The organism is Streptomyces griseiscabiei, from assembly GCF_020010925.1.
Classification (GTDB): Bacteria; Actinomycetota; Actinomycetes; order Streptomycetales; family Streptomycetaceae; genus Streptomyces; species Streptomyces griseiscabiei.
Genome location: NZ_JAGJBZ010000002.1, coordinates 2,458,863 through 2,477,272, shown reverse-complemented (window position 1 = coordinate 2,477,272; position 18,410 = coordinate 2,458,863). Strand labels below are relative to the sequence as shown.

Below are 18,410 nucleotides of genomic sequence, written 5' to 3'. Positions count from 1 at the left end.
AAGGGTTTTGGGTGGGACGAGTGCCACCGGTCCGCCCCCCATCGGGAACGGGTCTGCGGCTTGGCGACGAGATCGGCATCTCAGGAGGATCCCGACATGTCAGATGCGCTGAGTGACTGTACGGAGCGACGCTCCGCGGTCACCGAGGCAGAGGTGGAGGCCCTGGTACGGGGCATCTGCTTCAAGACCGGTCCACCCCGCACCCTCGGTGTCGAACTGGAATGGCACGTCCACGAGCTGCGTGACCCGCGGCTCCCGGCAACACCCGCACGACTCGAAGCGGCGTACGCCGCACTGCGGACCCTGACCCTGAACTCCCCGCTGACCGTCGAACCCGGCGGGCAGTTGGAGCTCAGCTCGGCACCGGCCGCCTCCCTGATGGAGTGCGTCGGGTCCGTCTCCGCCGACCTGACCGCCGTACGCGCCACACTGCGCGAGGCGGGGCTCGGCATCAGCGGCTTCGGCCACGAACCCTGGAACCCCCCGACCCGCTACCTCCATGAGCCCCGGTACGACGCGATGGAGATCTATCTCGACCGCTTCGGACCCGAGGGGCGGTCCATGATGTGCTCCTCCGCCTCGGTGCAGGTGTGCCTCGACGCCGGGTACGAGGAACCGGGCCCCCTCGGTCACCGGCGGCGCTGGTGGCTGGCGCACCAGCTCGGCGCGGTGCTGGTGGCGTCGTTCGCGCACTCCCCGCTGGCGCACGGCCGGGTCACCGGCTGGCGTTCGACCCGGCAGGCCCTGTGGGCGGCCATGGACCCGGCCCGGACCGACGCCCCGGTGCTGGACGGCGATCCGCGCGGGGCCTGGGCCCGGCTCGTGCTGGACGCGCCCGTGATGTGCGTCCGGGCCGACGAGGGCCCCTGGGGTGTGCCCGGGGCGATGACGTTCCGGGAGTGGACGAGATCCGACACCCCGCCGACCCGCGCCGACCTCGACTACCACCTGACGACGCTGTTCCCGCCGGTCCGCCCGCGCGGCCACATGGAGCTGCGCATGATCGACGCGCAGCCCGGCGAGGACGGGTGGATCGTGCCGCTCGCCGTGACGGCGGCGCTGTTCGAGGACCCGGAGGCCGCTGAGACGGCCTACCGGACGGTGAAGCCACTGGCCGAGCGGGCGGGTTCACGGCCCGCGCCGCGCAATCCGCTGTGGGAGGCGGCCACCCGTGACGGGCTCGCCGATCCCGAACTGCGGGAGGCGGCGGCCGTCTGCTTCGCGGCGGCGGCCGAGGCGCTGCCCCGGCTCGGCGCGAGCACCGAGGTGGTGGACGCGGTCGTGGCGTACACCGACCGCCATGTGGCCCGGGGCCGTTGCCCGGCCGACGATCTGCTCGACGTGTTCCATGGGAAGGACATCCCCGCATGACCGCACCCGAGACGCCGGTCCCGACGGCCGGCGCCGACCCCGGCATACTCCGGGAGCGCGCGCTGGCTGCGCTGACCACGGCCCGGGCCCGCACCGCGCTCCTGACCACCGCAGTCGACGAACCCGACCTCACCGCGCAGCACTCGCCGCTGATGTCGCCGCTGGTGTGGGACCTCGCCCACATCGGCAACCAGGAGGAGCTGTGGCTGCTGCGCAACGTCGCCGGGCGGGAGGCGATGCGGCCCGAGATCGACGGGCTGTACGACGCCTTCGAGCACCCGCGTGCCGCGCGGACCTCGCTGCCGCTGCTGGCGCCCGAGGAGGCCCGGCGGTATCTGCGCGAGGTGCGCGGGCGGGCGCTGGACGTGCTGGAGAGCGCCGACTTCCACGGCACCCGGCTCACCGACGCGGGCTTCGCCTTCGGCATGATCGCCCAGCACGAACAGCAGCACGACGAGACGATGCTGATCACCCATCAGCTCCGCAAGGGACCGGCTGTGCTGTCGGCGCCGGACCCGGAGCCCGTCCCGCTGTTCACCGGACCGGCCGAAGTACTGGTCCCCGGCGGTGAGTTCACGATGGGGACCTCGGACGAGCCATGGGCGCTGGACAACGAGCGGCCCGCGCACCGGCGGACCGTCCCGGCGTTCCACATCGACACCACCCCGGTGACGAACGGCGCGTACCAGGCGTTCATCGCCGACGGCGGGTACGACGACGACCGCTGGTGGACGGCCGAGGGCTGGGACCACATCCGCGCGCACGGCATCACCGCGCCGCTGTTCTGGCGGCGCGACGGCAGGCAGTGGCTGCGGCGGCGCTTCGGTGTCACCGAGGTCGTACCGGCCGACGAGCCCGTGCTGCACGTGTGCTGGTACGAGGCCGACGCGTACGCCCGCTGGGCGGGGCGCCGGCTGCCGACCGAGGCCGAGTGGGAGAAGGCCGCCCGCCACGACCCGGTCTCCGGCCGCTCCACCCGCTACCCGTGGGGCGACGCCGACCCGACGCCCGAGCACGCCAACCTCGGCCAGCGGCATCTGCGCCCGGCCCCGGCCGGCAGCTACTCGGCGGGCGAATCTCCGCTGGGCGTACGGCAGTTGATCGGTGATGTGTGGGAGTGGACGTCCAGTGACTTCCTGCCCTACCCGGGGTTCACGGCGTTCCCGTACAAGGAGTACTCGGAGGTGTTCTTCGGCCCCGAGCACAAGGTGCTGCGCGGTGGTTCGTTCGCCGTGGACCAGGTGGCGTGCCGGGGGACGTTCCGCAACTGGGACTATCCGATCCGGCGGCAGATCTTCAGCGGGTTCCGCACGGCCCGCGACGCCTCCCCGGAGGTCGTCTGATGTGCCGTCATATCGCTTATCTCGGACCGGAGTCCGCACTGGGCAGGGTGCTGGTGGATCCGCCGCACGCCCTGTTCCGGCAGTCGTGGGCGCCCCGGCGGCAGCGGTACGGGACGGTCAACGCCGATGGTTTCGGGGTCGGTTGGTACGCCGAGGGCGACCCGGTGCCGGGCCGTTACCGGCGGGCCGGGCCGATCTGGGGCGACCAGTCCTTCGCCGACCTCGCCCGGGTGGTCCGCACCGGGGCGCTGCTGGCCGCCGTACGGGACGCGACGGTGGCGGGCGCCGACGACGAGGCCGCGGCGGCGCCGTTCGCCGCCGGGGCGTGGCTGTTCAGCCACAACGGGGCGGTCGCCGGGTGGCCCCGGTCGCTCGCCCGTCTCGCCGACGGGCTGCCCGCCGTGGAGCTGCTGTCGATGGAGGCCCGCAACGACTCGGCGCTCGTGTGGGCGCTGGTCCTGAACCGGCTGCGGGCCGGTGACGAGGAGGGCCAGGCACTGGCCGACACGGTCCTGGAGGTCGCCCGCGCGGCCCCCGGCTCACGGCTCAACCTGCTGCTCACCAACGGCGAGACCATCGCGGCGACGGCCTGGGGCGACACGCTCTGGTACCGCGCCGAGCCCGGCCGCAGCACGGTCGTGGCGTCCGAGCCGTACGACGACGATCCGCACTGGGTGGAGGTCCCGGACCGCACGCTGCTCGCGGCGAGCCGTACGGACGTGCTGCTCACCCCGCTCAAGGAACTGGAGGGATCCCCCCGACCCGACCACGACGACGAGACAGCCTCCGAACCACCGAGGGAGCCTTCCGCGTGAGCCCGTTCCGTGTCACCCGCACCCTGCCCGAGGACGCCACCGACGCCGCCCTGCGGGCCGATGTCCTGGACGGTCTGACCCGCACGCCGAAGACGCTGCCGCCGAAGTGGTTCTACGACGCGCGCGGCAGTGAACTCTTCGAGCGGATCACGGAGTTGCCCGAGTACTACCCGACCCGTGCCGAGCGGGAGATCCTCGTCGGCCGGGCCGGTGAGATCACCGCGGCGAGCGGGGCGCGGACCCTGGTCGAGCTGGGGTCCGGCTCCTCCGACAAGACCCGGCACCTGCTGGACGCGATGCCCGGCCTGCACACGTACGTACCGGTCGACGTCAGCGAGAGCGCGCTGCGGCTGGCGGGCGAGGCGCTGGTCGCCGAGCGGCCGGGGCTGAACGTGCACGCCCTGATCGCCGACTTCACCGCGGGGCTCGTGCTGCCCGAGACGCCGGGGCCGCGGCTGGTGGCGTTCCTCGGCGGCACGATCGGCAATCTGGTGCCGGCGGAGCGGGCGGCGTTCCTGACCGCCGTCCGGGCGCTGCTGGCCCCCGGGGACGCGCTGCTGCTGGGCACGGACCTGGTCAAGGACGCGGGGGTGCTGGTCGCCGCGTACGACGACGCGGCGGGGGTGACGGCCGAGCTATGTGGGTCGTTCATCCTGTCCGTTGTCCGCACTCCAAGGCCCACCTGTGTGCCCAAGCCCAGGCAGAGAAGCCGGATCGGTAACGGAAGGACTCGGCCTGCGCCCCGGTCCCGTCGGTCATCCCGTGCGCCCAGCGGCCCGGTGATGGGGAGGGTGCCCGCTGCTGCCGGCGTTGCGCGCTCGACAAGGAAACTGCGATCCCGGCACTCCGCCGATGTGGCGTCGACCGAAGAGAGGCACGCATGAACGACAACCGGGCCTATGGCTACACCGACACTCTCGAGGCCGAGCACTACGCCAAGGCACTGCGCGCTGACATCAGCGACGGACTGGCCCGCACCCCGAAGTCCACTGCGCCCACGTGGTTCTACGACGCCCGGGGCAGCGAACTCTTCGAGGAGATCACCCAGCTCCCGGAATACCCCCTGTGGCGAGCGGAACTGGGACTGCTCCAACTCCATGCCCAGGACATCGCCGTGCGGACCGGAGCCCGCAGCCTGGTCGAGCTCGGGTCCGGGAGCTCAACGAAGTCCAAGCTGATCATCGAGGCACTGGGGCCGAGCGGATTGCACTACGTCCCTGTCGACGTCAGTGCAGACGCGCTCCATCAGGCCAGCGCCCAACTCGTCCGGGACTACCCGGGGATCCGTCTGCACGCCCTCCGCGCCGACTTCACGACTTCCCTCGTCCTACCGACGCTGCCCGAGGACGGCCCACGCCTCATCGCCTTCCTTGGCAGCACGCTGGGGAATTTCCGGCGACCCGCCCGTGGCCCGTTCCTCCGCGGGCTCCGAGACATCATGCGTCCCGAGGACTTCCTTCTCATCGGCGCCGACCTGGTCAAGACCGAGCAGGAAATGACTGCCGCCTACGATGACGCTCAAGGCGTCACGGCTGAGTTCGACAAGCATCTGTTGCACGTATTGAACCGTGAGCTGAACGCCGACTTCGACCCGGATGCCTTCGACCACGTATCGGTGTGGAACGGCACGGAAAGCCACATCGAAATGCGGCTGCGCAGCCGAGTCGAGCAGCTCGTCAAAATCCGGGACCTTGACCTGGCAGTGAATTTCACTCGCGGAGAAGAATGGATCACTGAGCGGAGCGCGAAATTCACCCAAGACGGACTTCAGGAAGAAATGACTGAAGCGGGTCTCCGTACGAATCAGCTTTGGGCAGACACCAACGCCGGCTTTGCACTCATTCTCGCCACTGCTCGCTGAACAAGCTGGTGCACGATCCTCGATGAGTCCAGATCGCTGCTCTGCTGACGGGACAGCGGAGCAGCGACGGCTGGAAAGCAACGCGCGCGCTCGACCCCGACTTCAACGGTCACATCGACCGGCGCGATCCTGCCCTTCGATGGCTGATGATCGACGCTTGGTGCATTGCCTCACCGCCAACTGCACACGAGCGCGGCAACCCGTTGTTCGAAGTCATTTTCGAACACGGCGTCAAGTGATCACCCATATGGGGATTCCCGGGACAACGGAGCAGGCCTTCGGATGATCCTTAAATCGGATCCGGTCCTTGCCCGGCCCCCTGGTTTACGGCGGGGGCTCCTCTGTGCGTAATTGCCGCACGAAAGGTGTTGCCCATGCCTGCGCTCTCCTCTGACGGCAGCGAACCACCCCCGCCTCCCAGCTTGTCTCCGACGGCGGTTGTCTTCCGGGCCACTGACGGCCGCACGCACACCTTCAGGCTGGCTGAACTACCATGCCCCGCCCTGCACTTGGAGATGGCTAAGTGCCTGACCGAGGCACTGAAGTCGGTAGGCACGCTGCCCACGGCTCAGGCGTGCTTCTCCACCGTACGGCGCTTCCTGGCTTTCCTGGACTCATTGGGCGAACCATTGGATTCCCTGTCGTCCCTGCGCGAACGGCACCTTGGGCAATACGTAACCATCCGGAGGACCATGGCTTCCGCGGGCGCCTGCTACCAAGACATTGCTTCGCTATGCAGGCTCCTGCGGAATGCACCATACGGCAGCCTGTCTCCGGAGGTCGGAACTCTAGTTGCTACCGGGGGTCGCCCTCCCTTCACCCGACCGGGCTCAAGACTGGCTAGGAACCTCTTGCGGCCAACCCGGGAACAACCCGTTTCTTGCCTCACTCGCCGCGAGTTCGAGCAACTCATGCGCGCGGCCGTGGGTGACGCTGTCGCCGTCCGCGACCGAATTGACCGGGGCGACAGCCTGCTGGCGGCGTACCGGGCCGACCCGCCCAGTTCGGCCGTCACCGACGTGGAGATCGAAAGCCTCGACCTCCACGTCCTCGATCTCTTCGACCGGACCAACAGCCCGGCCAGGAGAGCCGACGTCGCCCGTGGCCTGTTCCTGACCAGGGAGGACTTAGCACCACTGCTTGTACTGGGAACCGGGCTCTCCGGGCTCCGCCCCTCCGAGCTCCTGAATCTTCCCGCCTCACACCAGCATGACACCGTACGGGGCACCGTAACCATCAGAGTTCCGGACCACCGACACGGAGGCCACGCCCACCTTCGATGGGAGCTTCGGGCTTCCGACGATCAGCCCTTGGGCCCGGGGGACCTCTACCTAATGGTGCACCGGCTCACCGAACGCGCACGCCGGGCGTCGGACTCTGACCGGCTGTGGTGCCTGTGGTCCCTCACGGGTCCCGGCACCCTGCCACCGCGTTCGGCAGCCCCGCTGTTGAAGGAGTGGGCCCACCGCCACCGCCTGTCCGACGACGCCGGTCTGCCGCTGGAGCCGACCCTGCTCCAGGTGCGGCGCGCGTACGCTTCACTGCTGGCCAGCGGCGGCTGATCCCCGGTTTCAGCAGCAGCCCGATCCACCGATCCTTCCCCAACCGCTGCGACAGGCATCATGAGTGACACACGATGGCGGGTCTTTCACACCCGCCGCGGCCTGCCCCGCCCCCAGAGCGGGGACCTGCTCCTCGACACGCTGTGGGACCTGGACGAGTGGCTTGACGACCACGACATTCTGGACCGGCAACCGTACTTGATCAGCCCCAAGGGCCGGTACGACATCCAGCTCAACCACATTTTCGACAGCATGCTCAAGGCCGCGCCAGTCAACACAAGCCAGGCCATGGCCTACGACCTGGTGCTATGGCTCACGTTCTTGTGGGTCAGCCGGGGCCGTCGCGACTGGCGCGAGGCCACCTCGGGGGATCGCGCCGCCTACAAACAGTGGAGGACGGCAGACCCCCGCGGACCGCATGTCGCCTTGACGACGTGGGACCGGGAAGTCGCCGACATCAACACCTTCTACAACTGGGCGGTCTATCACGGCTATACGCGCGCGAACCCGATCGTCCAGCGCGAGAGCCGCATCCGCGATCCTCACCGCCGCGGTGCCGGCACCACCACTCCCGCCGAGGCATCCCGACAAGGCTCTCTCAACGATGTCGAGTGGATGACCGCGGCCATGTACCGGTTGTGGCGGGACATAGGCCTGCGCGGTCTTACCGCATCCGGGCTGCCCAACCCGTCCTTCCGGGGCAGATTCGCCTCCCGCAACGCCACCTACAGCGACCTCATGATCCGCACCGGACTGAGGCTGTGCGAGCAGACCGCACTCTCGCTGTTCGATATCCCCACGCTGCTGCCCGGAGCTGACAACGCCCGCGCATGGCTGCCTGAGGCGATCGCGAAGGGCGGCTCGGCCCGCTGGGTCTACTACCCTGCCTCGGCCCTTCAGGCGCTGTGGGACTACGCCGAGATGGAACGGCTGGACGCCATCGACTACGCCCGCGACAAGGGGTTGTACGAGCAGGTCCGCGATCCGTTGATCGTCACCGACCGGCGTGACCCCGCCGTCTTCGTCGGCGGGAATCGGATCACAGTGGACAAGCTCGACAGCCATGAGCGGCAGCGGTTGTTCATCGTCACTCCCGACGGCTTGGAGCCAGCCGCGCTGTGGCTCAATGAATCGGGCCTGCCCAGTGGAACTTCCTGCTGGCAGGAGGTATTCAGAGCGGGCAACCGACGCTGCCGCCGGGCGGGGGTGGACCTGTCCTCACACCCTCACAAGCTGAGGCATTCCTTCGCCGTCATCACCCTTGAACAGCTCTGGCGAGGACATCTGCATGACCTCGCCGAGTCCAACCCCGGGCACCGCCAGACCTACCAGATGGTCTTCGGTGACCCCTTGAACTGGGTTCGCATCAGACTCGGCCACCAGTCGATCACCACGACCTTGAAATATCTGCACACCCTCCAGGAACTGGAGATGCAAACCCGCATGGCCCTGGTCCCGGACACGTGGGAACCCGTCGCCGCTGCGGCTGCCCAGCCTGCCTCCGAGATCACGGCAGATTCCGAGGGCGCGGCATGAGCGAGCAGATCTTGCACCAGTCCCGCCTCGCACCCACTGGTCCTGGCCGTAGCTCCGCGATGCCCTCGGGACCGTACGACTCCATATCCGTCAAGCACAGCGAGCAGGGTGCGCTGACGGTGCGGTTCACCGGCGAGGACGGTCGCACAAAGGAGTACGACTTCACTCGGCTGCCATTGCCGCGTATGCACAGGGACCTCGCGATCGCGTTCGCGGCCCGGACCGGACCGACTGGCACTCTTCGGACCAAGTCCAGCGCCAACAGCGCCTATCTGGGAATCCGCCGACTGCTCGCCTTCCTCGAGTCCCTCCACACACGGCCCACTACCCTCGGGGAACTCACGCCCCGACACCTGGAGCGCTTTCGCCTTGAGCGCTTGAAGACCGTGAAGGTCGGCCCCGTGGCCACCGAGTTGGCCCTCCTGCGCATGGTGCTCGCCTCAGTCACCCCTGACACAGAGTTGTCGCCTCAACTCCGCGAGTTCCTGCAGCAACCCGGTCACCATCGCAACGGTGCCAAAGCCGTCGGCAGGCCCGGCTACTCGGACCGAGAGTTCCGAGCACTGGTCACAGCCGCTCGCAGCGACGTGGTGGGCATCCGGGAACGAATTCGGGTCGGCGAAAACCTCTTGCAGACCTTCCGGAATGCCCCTGACGACCTCGGCCCCGAGGACCGCACCTTGGCTGCCCATCTCGACGAGATGGACCAAACCGGCCACATCCCCGACGTCACCTGGACCACCCGCCTCACACAGCGAGTACAGCACCGCTTCGCGCGCGTCGCCCTCGCGCGGCATCTCTACCTCACCCAGGACGACCTAGCGCCCCTACTGCTGCTGGGAGTCGCGTTGACTGGCCGCAACAGCGAAACGATCAAGGAGCTCCCGGCGCAGCACCGGGTCCTTGAAGGACGCGCGGTTGCCGTCGCCCTCACCAAGCGTCGACGAGGCAAATCACAGAGTCGCGAGAGCGTGCATTGGGAGATCGGCACCAGCGAGAGTCGCCAGTTACACACCCCCGGCGGCTTCTACCTGCTGCTGCACGATCTGATGCGCCGCGGCCGCCGTCTCACAGGCGACACGCGGGTGTGGAGTATCTGGGCCGGCATCGCCGGGCGGCCGGCCGATGACCCCGCCGGGCAAAGCAAGCACTCCTCGCTCGGCCACATCGACCCGTATGCCCTCACTTTGACACGCGACTTGAAACTGGGCAGATGGGGAGCAGCACATGGGCTGACCGACGACGACGGAAATCCGTTGGAGATCAACCTTAATCGCCTCAAAACAACCGTCGAAGTACGACGGACGCGGGCAGTGGGCGGCCACCTGCCCTCCGCCTCACGCACCAACACCATGGACGTCTCTTTTGTCCACTATCTCCAAGGCGACCCCCGGATCCGTGATTGGGCCGACCAGGTACTGACCACAGCCATCAACGAAGCGGAGGCCAACGCTCGGGCATTTCGCCCACGCATCCTGGTGGCCGACGGCGAGGCCACCCCGAAACGTAGCCCCGAAACCATGGCGGACGATCTCGGCATCAGCCCGGAAATTCTCAGTCGTGTGATCCGTGGCGAACTCGACACCCTGGCGAGTGCTTGCCTGGCCATCCATCGCAGCCCATTCACCGACGCGGACGTCTGCAACGTTTCCTTCCTGACCTGCCTGCGCTGTCCGAACGCACTGATCGCCGAACACCACCTGCCAGCCTTGCTTTCCGTCCGCGATCTCTTGCAGACGGCCCGAGACACGCTGCCACTAGACGATTGGGTCGAGGAACATGGACGGACCTGGCTCGCGCTCACCCGGTTGATTCTGCCCAAATTCAGCGAAGCACAGCAGTCCAAGGCCGCTACAAAGAAACCTGTCTCCCTTCATCTCGACTTCCTCAGCGGCCCCCAGGAACCTCGATGACCTCTCTCGCCCTACCCAATTCCGACTTCGCGTCCATTCCTCCGACAGCGTTCGTCCTGCGCTCCCGCCCTCTGCGTGAGCACATTGAACTGGTGACAACCTCACGCTTCGGCGACAACATCTGGGTACTTACGCCAGCTGTACACCAGGTCCACAAGCGCCAAATATCCCTGCATTTCCTCGACGTTCCCATACAGTTCCGGCAGACGGTCAAGGAACTGATCTTCGCCCTGCTGGTCATCGATCTTCCCCCAGGGCACAAGGAAATCCGAGTCATCACTATCTATGCCCGGTTCCTCCAGATCAACCAGTTCCTGGTGTGGGTCGACCAGAGAGGGGGGACGAAGCTGAATGCTCTGACATCACAGGACCTCTTGGACTTCCAGGCGCATATCAAGGGCGAGCGCAATTCCCGCGGCAACGATCTGGTCAAACTTGCCTCGGTACGGCTCTTGTGGCAGTTCCGCAGCAAACTCACGTCCGACACTCTGCCGCTCGACCCACATCCTCTTTGGTTCGACGCCACCGTCCACGGCCGCCGCCAGAGGTCACAGGCCCGCGAGAATCGGACACCGAGGATCCCCGAGCAGGTCCTGGCGCCGCTGATGACGTGGGCGCTGCGCTGGGTGGAGGACTTCGCCGACGACGTTCTGCGGGCCCGGAGCGATTGGGCCGATCTGCAGGCCACCGTGCCTGATGTCGATCGAACTCGCGGCGTCACGACGCGACGGCTGACCGCCCTTCTGTCCGAGTACCGCGCGGACAGACGTCCTCTTCCCCGTGTCGGCAGGACGCCGAAACCGATCCAGGGCCGCGCCCCGGTCAACCTCAACCATCTGGCCCGCGAAGCGGGCGTGCACCAGGTAACCATCAGCCAACAGCACATGTACTGGCACCTCATCCAGGAAGCCCTGGACGAGGTAGGACTGGACGACGCCACTTACCTTCGCACGCCTGTCCATGCCTCCCTGGACAGCGAACCATGGCTACGGGCCGTCGCCACCGACGAGATCGGGACGATGCTACGACGGCTGCAGTCTGCCTGCTACATCGTCATTGCCTACCTGTCCGGAATGCGCGACGCCGAGATCAAGCACTTGGAACGGGGTTGCCTGCAACGGTGGTGCGACGAGGATGGCGAACCCATCAGGTACAAACTGACCAGCCAGGCTTTCAAGGGAGAGAACACCCCTCTCGGGATCCAGGCCACTTGGGTCGTCAACGCGACGGTGGCCCGAGCCGTCGACGTACTGGAGCGGCTGGTGCCCGTGCCCCAGCGCCTTCTCTTCGCGTCGCCTCCCGTACCGAAGCGCACCAGGGGCAAGGAAGTGGACCAGGACTCGACACCCCACCCCAAGCAATCACACACCACGGTCAACGACATCAACGCATTCTCTGCCTGGGTCAATGACTACTGCTCCGAGCGTCGGCGAAGCGATGGAATTCCCACAGTTGACGGGCGCCCATGGAGGTTCACCACTCGTCAGTTCAGGCGGACACTGGCCTGGTCCATCGCCCGACAGCCAGGCGGGTCGATCGCAGGCGCCATTCAGTACCGCCACCACAGCATCCAGATGTTCGAGGGCTACGCCGGCACATCATCCTCCGGATTCCGCCAAGAAGTGGAAGCCGAACAGGCATTCACCCGTGGCGAACAGCTCTGCGATCTCGTCCTCGATGCCGCCCCCGGGCGGCTTACCGGACCCGCAGGCGAGGAAGCCGAAGCACGGTTGAAGGCCATCGCGGGGGATGTGCAGTTTCCCGGAAAGGTGATCGCGGACCGCAGGCGCCTCCAGCGCCACATCACACGGCACGACCCACATGTCTACCCCGGAGAATTCGTGACCTGCGTCTACAACCCCGACCGGGCGCTGTGCCGCCGGTCCGAAACCGACGGCCCGTCGCTCCAGCACTGTCAACCCCTCGCATGCCGAAACGTCGCCCTCACCACCGGCAACATCGACGCCTTGCGTCGCTGGCTGCTCCAAATGGAAGAGCGCCTAGGCGACCCCACGATGGCCCCGTACCTCCGAGGCCGTCTCGCACAACGACGGGACGAGGTCGCACAGTTCCTCGCTGACAACGACATCCCCAAGGGGGCCAACGGTGGCACGGCCAACGATCACGGATGACGAAGTCCGTACGGCTATGCACATCGTCCTGCGCGAGGCTGCCGACGCCGGCCGGCATGCGACCATCACCGCCGTCGAACGACGCCTGGGCATCGCCCACCCGACCTTTTACCGCAACTTCCCGCACCTGATCACCTGGTTCAAGCAACAACAGGCCGCCAGCCAACAAACCCCAGAAGAACCAGCCGTCCCTAACAGCAGACCCGCAACAGATAAGATCGCGGACCTCCGCCGGGAGAACAGGAATCTTCGAGCCACCGTGAAGGTGTACGCAGAAGCTCTCCGGCAACTCACTCTCGATCACGCAGAGTTGGAATCAAGGTTGGAGCACAGAATGGGAGTGATCAACCTAGCCTCTAGACGGAGCGAACACGACTGACAGGCAGCGGCCGGAGCCAAGTCCGTCCCGAGAACTGTCGACGAGACCTCGTGGATAGGCATTCCGTTCGCGGAACATTTCCCAGTCGCACCTCGGTATCGCAGACAGCAGTGGCATCATGCTGTCGATGAGGTGCAAGATCCGCATGTCCGCATCTGGGGTTCACCTGTTCGACCGCGTCTCCGGGGTGAATGTGCTGCTCGACGAGGTGCGTGTTCCCGCTGGGCTGTTCTCCCGTGCTCCGCGGTACCTGTCCATAGCGCTGACGAACGCGTGCGAGCTCCGCTGCTTCTACTGCTACGCGCCCAAGCATGCCGCTGCGCTCGACAGAGACCGTGTGCTGGCCTGGGCGGTGGAACTCGACGCCGCCGGATGCCTCGGTGTTGGTTTCGGAGGCGGGGAGCCAACCGCGTACCGACGCTTCGCCCAGCTCTGTTCGGAGATCGCCCAGTCCACGTCCATGGCGGTGACTTTCACAACGCACGGGCACCGGCTCACACCCGAACTCGTCAGTTCCCTGCGCGGGGCCGTGCACTTCGTGCGTCTGTCAGTCGACGGGGTCGGCACCACCTACGAGCGGCTCCGCGGCCGGCCGTTCGCAGCCGTAGTCCAGGCGGCCGGATTGCTCAGCTCGCTCGCTCCGTTCGGCATCAACGCGGTCATCAACGCCGACACCATCGGCGAACTTGACGACCTCGCCGCGTTCGCTGACGAGGTCGGCGCGTCCGAACTGCTGCTCCTGCCGGAGCAGCCCACCGCGGCTACCCCTGGCATCAGCGACGCCGACGCACAGCGCCTCGTCGAATGGGCCGCAACCGCAGGAACCGAGGTCCGACTCGCGATCTCCCGTACCGGCCTCGAAGCAGCACTGCCCACCGCAGAGGCCATCCCCGGCGAACTCCCCCTCGACGCGCACATGCATCTCGACGCGACCGGCGTCCTGCGCTCCCACGCCTACGCAAGCACGGGACTGCCAGTCGTGGGCTCCATCATGGACGTCGTACAGACGCTGAAGGAGACGGGATGAGGATCTGGAACGGCTACGGCTCGGAGCACTCGATGAACCTCGTTCTGATCGGCCGATTCGAGACGGTCACCGGTGCGCAAGCAGCGGAGGAGCGGATGGAGGCACTGCAGGCCCTCGCCGAGGCTGCGTGGTCCGACGACGACTGGCGGAGTCCCGAGGAACGCATGCCTCGCGAACTCGGCGAAGCACTGAGCCAGATGAAGCTCTATGACATGGGGCGGTCCGACGTCGATGCTTTCGCTCTCGATCACAATGTCACCCGTGAGGCGCAGACGGTCCGGATCTGGACCGACGAGTCCGACGTCCAGGGATTCCTGAAGGTGCTCCTCCACCACGGTGCGAAAGTCGAGGTCTTCTCGCGCCACACGTGGGACGAGGACGCTGTCACCCGATCCGATGCCACGGACGCGAGCAACAGCCGGAGCGACGGTGGATCTGACTGAGCTGGCACGCCTACCCGGCGCGGCCGACCAGAACTTCGAAGCGCTCACGCGGGCCGTAGTCTCCCGCCGCTACGGCGCGCTGGGCACTATGCGAGAGCGCCGCAACCAACCCGGCGTCGAGTTCTACATGCACGTCGACCACGCCGGCGACCTGGGCGATCCCAACCGGATCTGGGGGTGGTCGTGCAAATGGTTCATCCTCAACAGCAAGAACGAGCTCAGCGCAGGCCAGCGCACGCAGATCGAGGACTCCCTCACCAAGGCGATCAAACACGTCGTAGGACTGACCGACTTCGTGCTCTGCCTGCCACAGAGGCCCGCCAAGGGTGACGAGGAGTGGATCAACGGACTCAGTCGGCGAGATGTCCGCGTCAAACTGTGGTCCGCCGAGAATTACGACGCCGAACTGGCCGGACACGACGAACTCCGCTCCACCTTCTTCGGCGAACTCGCCCTCACCCCGGAGAAGCTGGCGCGAACCCACGAGCAATCTGTGGCACCGGTTACGGCCCGGTGGGCCCCGCAGCTGCACACCGCTCACCACGTGGAGCACCGCATCGACCGGGCCTTGTTGCGTCCGGCGTCGTTCGAGTGGCTGCAGCAGCGCACCGACGACGTCACAGCACGGCTCCAGGCACTGCGCGCAGCCCTGGACCGCCTCGACACCGATACCCGTGCCGGTGCCGGTGCCGGTGCCGGTGCCGGTGCCGGTGCCGGTGCCGGTGCCGAGGAGATAGTCGACGATCTGGAGGGGTTCGTCGACGGTCTGCGCGCCGTCATTGACGCCGGGAGGGACCTTCGGCCCTGGGAAGTGCGCGAGCGCCTCGCCGACCATCAGCCTCCGGGAACCTCTCCGCGAACGCTGCGACGCCTGGTGCTGAAGCTCAGGCAGCGTCGCCTTCCCGAGGCGCCGCTCGTCACCGGTCTCGGAGCCGAGATCCGCGACATCGTTCACTGGCTGACCGAGACACGAGCGGACGCCGAAGCCCCGCTGCTCGCTGTGGTCGCCGCTGCCGGGCAAGGCAAGACCCACCTCGCCGCGCAGATGACCTCGCCGAAGGACCGGCCGACAGCCGGGGTGTTCATCCAGGGGGCAAGCCTGCACACCGGCGACACTCTCGACGACCTCGCGCGACGGATACCCGGACTCAGGGTCGACCGCTTCGAGGATCTCCTGGAAGCGCTCAACTCGGCCGGAGCTCGTGCCGGCTGCCGGATACCGCTCATCATCGACGGTCTGAACGAGGCCGAGCGGCCTCTGAAGTGGCGGACCCTGCTCGCCGGGCTGGTACCGGCCCTGGGCAGCTATCCCCACGTCGCGGTGATCGTCACTCTCCGCGAGGTGCTCGCCGACCAGACCCTCCCGCAGCACACCGTGACCCTGGAACTGGAGTGGCAGCACGCGGAAGTCGACGACATCCTGCGCGTCTACTTCGACCACTACCTCATCAACCCGGCCGACACCTGGCTTCCGGTCGACACTTTCCACAACCCGCTGTTCGTCCGCATGTACTGCGAGGCCGCGAACCACGACCGCCTGGTGCCGGTGGGCGCGGAGGCGCTGCCGCAGTCCCTCATCGGCGTCTTCGAGCTGTACCGCGATGGTGTGACCGAGAGGCTGGCCCTGGACCCGGCCCGCATTTCGGTGCCAGCCGACCAGATCAAGCGCCGCCTCGCCACTATGGCGAGACACCTGTGGACGCACAACGTCCGCCGGCTCCCGTTCGACGAAGCGCGAAGAATCCTCGACGCCGACCAGCCGAACTGGGACGAAAGCCTGCTCCGGCGCCTCGTAGAGGAAGGAGTGATCTTCCGCGAGGAGATCAGGGGTTCCGACGACACCGAGTGCGGCTTCGTCTTTGACCGCCTCGCCGGATACCTGATCGCCGACGCGATCCTGGTGCGCATGCCTTACGCGGACGTCAACGAGCAGCTCGCGGAGACGACTCTCTGGCAATCCCTCGTGGGGAACGAGGCGCACCCCCTCGGCGAGGACACCCTCATCGCTCTCATCTCACTATTGCCGCGCCGCTTCACCGGGCACCACCTGTGGCGCGTCGCCCCAGATGAGCACCGTTCGACCGCGCTCGCCCAGGAACTCACCACCGAGTCGGGATTTCTCGACGACGAGACTGTCGAAGCTCTCGCAACCGCGCTTGTCACCGCACGCCCAAACAACAGGAAGGGCCGGCCCGCATTCGACCGTCTGTGGGAGATCCGCAGGTCCGCCTCGCACCGCCTGAACGCCACCTTCCTCGACCAGGTCCTGCGCCAACTGCCCCTTTCCCAACGCGACCTGCGCTGGACCGAATGGGCTCGAGGCCGGACTCGCCGGCTCACCGCAGACCTGAACCGAGCGATCGACAGGTGGACCGAGAGCAACAGTCGCGCCGAGAGCGACGACCTGGACGCCCTGGCCACCGCCTGGCTGCTGGCCTCCACGAACACGGGCATGCGGGACCTGGCGACGAAAGCCCTCCAGCGTTACGGCCGGCCGGAGCCCAAACGACTGTTCGACCTCGCTGCCCGGATGCTCGATGTCGACGACCCCTACGTCGTCGAACGGCTCGTCGCCGCCGCGTTCGGCGCCGTCAGCACCCACCAGTTGCCCGATCCCGGCGGACCGCTGGAGAAAGCGCTGCGGGACTGGCTGGTGCGACTGCGTGACAGCTTCCTTGACGGTGGGACCACACCCACCTCCCACGAGCAGCTGCGCGGCTACGTACGGGCCGTCTACGAGTTCGCCGGCACTCTCCACCCCGCTGCGGTCCCCGACGGTGTCGACGCCTTTGCACCGAGGTTCGCCGCCGTGACGCCCGCCGAGGTGATGGAGGACGACGACCCCAACGCCGAGGAGTGCGACCGCACCTTCGGCATGGACTTCGAGAATTACGTCATCGGAACTGCGATCAACGGCCGGGACAACTACGATTTCGATCATCCCGGCTACCGCAGGGCCCGCGCCGAGGTCATGGCACGCGTCTGGGAACTAGGCTGGCGTGAGGCAGAGTTCAGCAGTGTCGACCAGGCCATCGCAACGAGTACCGACCGGCCTGCCAGCACCCACGAGAACGTGGAGCGCTACGGGAAGAAGTACGGCTGGATCGGGTATCACGAAATGGTCGGCCGCCTCGTGGACGCCGGCCGCGCACCAGCTCGGTTCGGGACCGCGGAACGTTTGATGCCCGACATCGACCCGACCTTCCCCGACACGCCCCCGGTGGTGCCCGTGCCCCTTCCGCCGTGGGCGCCCGCGGAGGCCACGGACGATCGGACTTGGGTCACGTCCGGGACAGTTACCATCCCGGACCGACTGTGGTCACCCGAGGAAATTTACGGAGTCGACGGCGGCTGGCTTCTGGTCGAGGGGTATCTGAGTCACCGCCGCGAGGGCCGAACGGTGTTCGGGTTCTTCCGCACCCTCCTCCTGGACCCGAAGGACGCGGAATCCGCACACCAACTCGCCAGCGAGCGCCCCTACCTGGGTAACGACTTCTTCCCCGCGCTCCCGTCGGTCCGTGACGTGCTGGCCGCCGAGATGCCGTGGATCCCCAGGTTCAAGCTGCCCTTCGGCGTGCCAGACGCCGTCCCGCCCCCGGCGCTGCGCCGCCACTGGCAGGACAACGGCATCAAACTCCACCAGGTCGCTGTAGATTTCGCCTCCGAAAACACTTCGGAGACCGGGCTCGGCGGGGCCTATGACGTGCCGTCGTACGAGTTCGCCGCCCGGTTCGGCCTGCGCCAACTGCCTGGCACCTTGGACCTCGTAGGCCTAGACGGCCGGCGCGCCTCCGCGGCTTTCCGCGTGGATGAGCCCTGGCGCGGCCACCTGCTCTTCCTGCGTCGCGATCTCGTCGAGGACTTCGCCGGCGATCAACGGATAATGCAGGCGGCCTGGGGCGAACGCGAAGTGACCGTCGACTGGCGCTCTATTCCTTCCTGGATACGCGAGGCTCAGCGCAGCTACGCGACCGTGTGGCGCCACATCCGGATGCTCGGGGCGGTGCAGCGCAGTCCCGAAAACTGAC

General features: G+C 67.2%; 12 protein-coding genes and 1 pseudogene. All 13 read left to right on the top strand.

What is annotated here, in order from left to right; genetic code table 11:
- Positions 1-96: 96 nt before the first annotated feature.
- Positions 97-1,371 (top strand): ergothioneine biosynthesis glutamate--cysteine ligase EgtA, encoded by a 1,275-nt coding sequence (egtA, locus tag J8M51_RS28075; protein ID WP_086754797.1) that lies wholly within the window; start codon positions 97-99, stop codon positions 1,369-1,371.
- Positions 1,368-2,714: an ergothioneine biosynthesis protein EgtB gene (gene egtB, locus J8M51_RS28070; RefSeq protein WP_086754798.1), complete on the top strand. Its 1,347-nt coding sequence runs from the start codon at positions 1,368-1,370 to the stop codon at positions 2,712-2,714. The genes egtA and egtB overlap by 4 nt, the downstream gene beginning before the upstream one ends.
- Entirely contained in the window at positions 2,714-3,529 is an 816-nt protein-coding gene (gene egtC, locus J8M51_RS28065; RefSeq protein WP_086754799.1) for an ergothioneine biosynthesis protein EgtC, read from the top strand. Before egtB ends, egtC begins: the two co-directional genes overlap by 1 nt.
- Positions 3,526-4,161: pseudogene (locus J8M51_RS28060) on the top strand (L-histidine N(alpha)-methyltransferase); the annotation flags it as partial. The gene egtC and the pseudogene J8M51_RS28060, both read left to right, overlap by 4 nt.
- Before the next feature lie 248 nt (positions 4,162-4,409).
- Positions 4,410-5,390: an L-histidine N(alpha)-methyltransferase gene (egtD, locus tag J8M51_RS28055; RefSeq protein ID WP_086754800.1), complete on the top strand. Its 981-nt coding sequence runs from the start codon at positions 4,410-4,412 to the stop codon at positions 5,388-5,390.
- Positions 5,391-6,700: 1,310 nt separating this feature from the next.
- Positions 6,701-6,952: a hypothetical protein gene (locus tag J8M51_RS28050; protein WP_143673129.1), complete on the top strand. Its 252-nt coding sequence runs from the start codon at positions 6,701-6,703 to the stop codon at positions 6,950-6,952.
- Positions 6,953-7,012: 60 nt separating this feature from the next.
- Entirely contained in the window at positions 7,013-8,488 is a 1,476-nt protein-coding gene (locus tag J8M51_RS28045) for a tyrosine-type recombinase/integrase (protein WP_179203002.1), read from the top strand.
- Positions 8,485-10,401, top strand: a complete 1,917-nt coding sequence (locus tag J8M51_RS28040) for a hypothetical protein (RefSeq protein ID WP_086754802.1) — start codon at positions 8,485-8,487, stop codon at positions 10,399-10,401. Before J8M51_RS28045 ends, J8M51_RS28040 begins: the two co-directional genes overlap by 4 nt.
- Positions 10,398-12,533, top strand: coding sequence for a hypothetical protein (locus J8M51_RS28035; protein WP_086754803.1), 2,136 nt, complete (start codon positions 10,398-10,400; stop codon positions 12,531-12,533). Before J8M51_RS28040 ends, J8M51_RS28035 begins: the two co-directional genes overlap by 4 nt.
- A 16-nt stretch (positions 12,534-12,549) precedes the next feature.
- A complete protein-coding gene (locus J8M51_RS28030) occupies positions 12,550-12,912 on the top strand; it encodes a hypothetical protein (protein ID WP_143673130.1) in 363 nt (120 codons plus the stop codon).
- Positions 12,913-13,057: 145 nt separating this feature from the next.
- Positions 13,058-13,939 carry a radical SAM protein gene (locus J8M51_RS28025; protein ID WP_179203003.1) on the top strand — a complete coding sequence of 294 codons (882 nt, stop codon included), beginning with the start codon at positions 13,058-13,060 and terminating at the stop codon, positions 13,937-13,939.
- A complete protein-coding gene (locus tag J8M51_RS28020; RefSeq protein ID WP_086754805.1) occupies positions 13,936-14,382 on the top strand; it encodes a DUF6375 family protein in 447 nt (148 codons plus the stop codon). Before J8M51_RS28025 ends, J8M51_RS28020 begins: the two co-directional genes overlap by 4 nt.
- Positions 14,369-18,409, top strand: a complete 4,041-nt coding sequence (locus J8M51_RS28015; protein WP_086754806.1) for an NACHT domain-containing protein — start codon at positions 14,369-14,371, stop codon at positions 18,407-18,409. Before J8M51_RS28020 ends, J8M51_RS28015 begins: the two co-directional genes overlap by 14 nt.
- The last annotated feature ends 1 nt before the right edge of the window (position 18,410 follow it).